The organism is uncultured Maribacter sp. (assembly GCF_947496775.1).
GTDB lineage: Bacteria > Bacteroidota > Bacteroidia > Flavobacteriales > Flavobacteriaceae > Maribacter_B.
Genome location: NZ_CANMDU010000031.1, coordinates 1 through 2,643, shown reverse-complemented (window position 1 = coordinate 2,643; position 2,643 = coordinate 1). Strand labels below are relative to the sequence as shown.

The 2,643-nt window shown below is 31.7% G+C and carries 4 protein-coding genes; all 4 read right to left on the bottom strand.

The genetic code is table 11. The features are described 5' to 3' along the window. Positions 1-367: 367 nt before the first annotated feature. A complete protein-coding gene (locus Q0856_RS17860) occupies positions 368-715 on the bottom strand; it encodes a hypothetical protein (RefSeq protein WP_298507184.1) in 348 nt (115 codons plus the stop codon). 237 nt (positions 716-952) lie between these two features. Further along, positions 953-1,180, bottom strand: coding sequence for a hypothetical protein (locus tag Q0856_RS17855; protein WP_298507183.1), 228 nt, complete (start codon positions 1,178-1,180; stop codon positions 953-955). 32 nt (positions 1,181-1,212) lie between these two features. Continuing rightward, on the bottom strand, positions 1,213-1,638 hold the full coding sequence (locus tag Q0856_RS17850; RefSeq protein ID WP_298507180.1) for a hypothetical protein: 426 nt from the start codon (positions 1,636-1,638) through the stop codon (positions 1,213-1,215). A gap of 178 nt (positions 1,639-1,816) precedes the next feature. After that, entirely contained in the window at positions 1,817-2,485 is a 669-nt protein-coding gene (locus tag Q0856_RS17845) for a DUF6794 domain-containing protein (protein ID WP_298507179.1), read from the bottom strand. Positions 2,486-2,643: the final 158 nt, after the last annotated feature.

Below are 2,643 nucleotides of genomic sequence, written 5' to 3'. Positions count from 1 at the left end.
TATAGGGTAAACAACAAAAAAAAGGAGGGAAGCGCTTAGTTTCTCTTTTTTTACTAGGTAAGTTACTGCCAACGGTTTAGCTATGCGTAGTGCGGAGGAAAGGAAACATTTTCGTTTCCGTCTTTGCATGAAGCTAAAGCTTATTGTTTAGTTTTATTTTTTGTTCGTTCAAAAGCTAAATCCATAAGATTTAGCGACACTCTAAAAATACGCAAACTATTCCGTTTAAACCCAAAAGTCCGCATTACGTATAGGTTTTGTTACCACACGTTTTTTTCTCAAACAAGCTAAGAAGTCCCTCGAAGCAACAGTTGCATATGAGTGAAGTCCATTTGCGTTTAGATTGGAAATTCGCACCGTAATTTTTTTATTTCAGTTTATACTTTTTGATTTCACTATCTTTTCTCAAAGACAGAGTGCTATCAGTAAAATCAATTATTTCAGAATATAGAGTGTCCGATAAATTCATTCTTTTTATGAAAGTCCCAATATTATTTTTTCGAGTTCTGGTAATACTTACTGAGTCAACTACTTCATAGTTATAAATACTATCTGCAACGAATTTCATATTCTCAAAAAATGCAAGTTTCCCTTTTCTAATACTAACACCATTTAAAGAATCTCTATCGCTAATCCACTCACCCTTTTTAAATTCTGTTGGATTTTCAATTTCTTCATAACTTTTTGTCTCGATTTTACACGAGGTCAGTAACAAGAATATTATTCCGATTTTAAAGGTGAATTTATAGTGCATTTTTTAGTGTCTCAAAATGTGTGGTAACGGTTGAGCTATGAACAGTACGGGAGCAAATTGGCGTTTGCTTTCCGCCACGCACATAGCGAAATCTTTTTGTTTTGATTTATTTTTTCCTGTCCAGAGCAAAATCCAAAAGATTTTGCGGTCTTCATAAAAATACGCAAACCATTCGAATAGGAGAGAAGCCCGTATTGTTTATAGGTTTTGTTGTAACACGTTATTTTTCCACGACCGGACTATTCTATAAATCACGTACCCAATAATAATTACATTTATAACATGCCAAATATTCAATCCAATGTATGTTGTTTTCTGTGAAGTTGTCATACTTTCTAAACTCCAATAAGCTCCTTTACTTTCATCATAAAAATCATCGTAGTCCATGAGCAATAGTCCCAATACCACATAAATAGCTAAGTCCACAAGTACGAAACCAATTCCTAATGCTATGTTTTTTATTGTGAAGATTTTTTTACCCATTTTATTAACTCCCGCTCTACATCAAGTTGCTTTTTTTTCATTCGTGTTTTCACGCTTAAAGTATATTCTCCATTTTCTATTTTCTTGTCCCCAATATGGTCAATGGGCATTTCCTCAGAAGTTACCCACCAGTCATAAGCAAACATTTTCTTTATTATTACAGTTGTAGTCAATGAATTTCCATAATTCCAGATATAGGGTAATTTTATAGATTCAGAATATTTGTTTTTCAAAATGTCCTTGAATGCATATTCTTTTCCCTCGATATTTATTTTTAGTTCTTTTATAAGATACTTGCCGTTATTAAAAACTCTTAATTTCAATGAGTCAGTAGCTCTTTTGGTCTGTGAAAATCCAAACATTGAGAACAAAATTACAATTCCGACTAATAGCTTTTTCATAATGTGTTACAACGTCTCGGCTATGGTTAGTGCGGGAATTAAAATCACTGAATTTCAGATTAAGCACTTAGCCAAAACTTTTTATTTTGTTTTATTTTTTCATTTTAAAGCCAAATCAAAATGATTTGGCGGACTCTCTAGATATACACAGACCTTAAGTTCAAAGCCTAAACCCGCATTAATTATAGCCATTGTTGCCAGTAGTTTTTATTTTCCACGCACTATCAATTAATGGAACTTCGAATTCATCTCCAACGTTAACTTCTTGCATCATAATTTCCGTCTTTGGATGATTTTTAGTCAGAATTTTTACTTTTAAATTTGCAAAAAGAGAATCATTCGAATAATATTTATTAGTTACAATTCCGTTAACAGATAAATCAAAAGATTTACGAAAGTCCCAATCTAAATTAGGACAGTTACGGTCAAAAACACTATTATATTCACTAACTGGCATCTTAATATTTATAGTGTCATTTATTTGATACTTTTTATATTTTTCATAACCTATAATTTTCTGTTCTTTCGCACACTCAACATAAGGCTTTTCACTTTCAATTATTTCGTTGACTTTATCTTGAATGTAAACTTTTTCACCATTCAAATGTTGATGATAAGAATATAATATTAATCCAGACATATAATCATAGTGAGTTATTCCTAACGAATTAAAATATGCCACAATAGAGTCCGATTTAGAGTGATGTCTTAATAAATTATTTCTCAAGTGTAATCCGATTCCAAAATGTAAATTATTCGGTGTTGTATCATTTTCCTTTATATTCTTGAAAGTTTCGATATCCTCCGCAGTCCAGATCTCATTTAAATACTCAAAAGAGTAATTCAATTCTTTTGGGATTTCACCCTTTCTATTGCAAGACAGAAAGCAAAATATAGTAAGAATGATTATTAAGTTTCTCAATGTTTCTTAAATGTCACGTCCTAAAATACGGCTACGGATTAATATTTGTTTTTAAGCGGCACATTGGTGCACGTAATTAGGTG

Excerpts from the sequence above, each read along its gene's own strand:
- Q0856_RS17850 (WP_298507180.1), bottom strand. The coding sequence starts at position 1,638 with ATGAAAAAGCTATTAGTCGGAATTGTAATTTTGTTCTCAATGTTTGGA.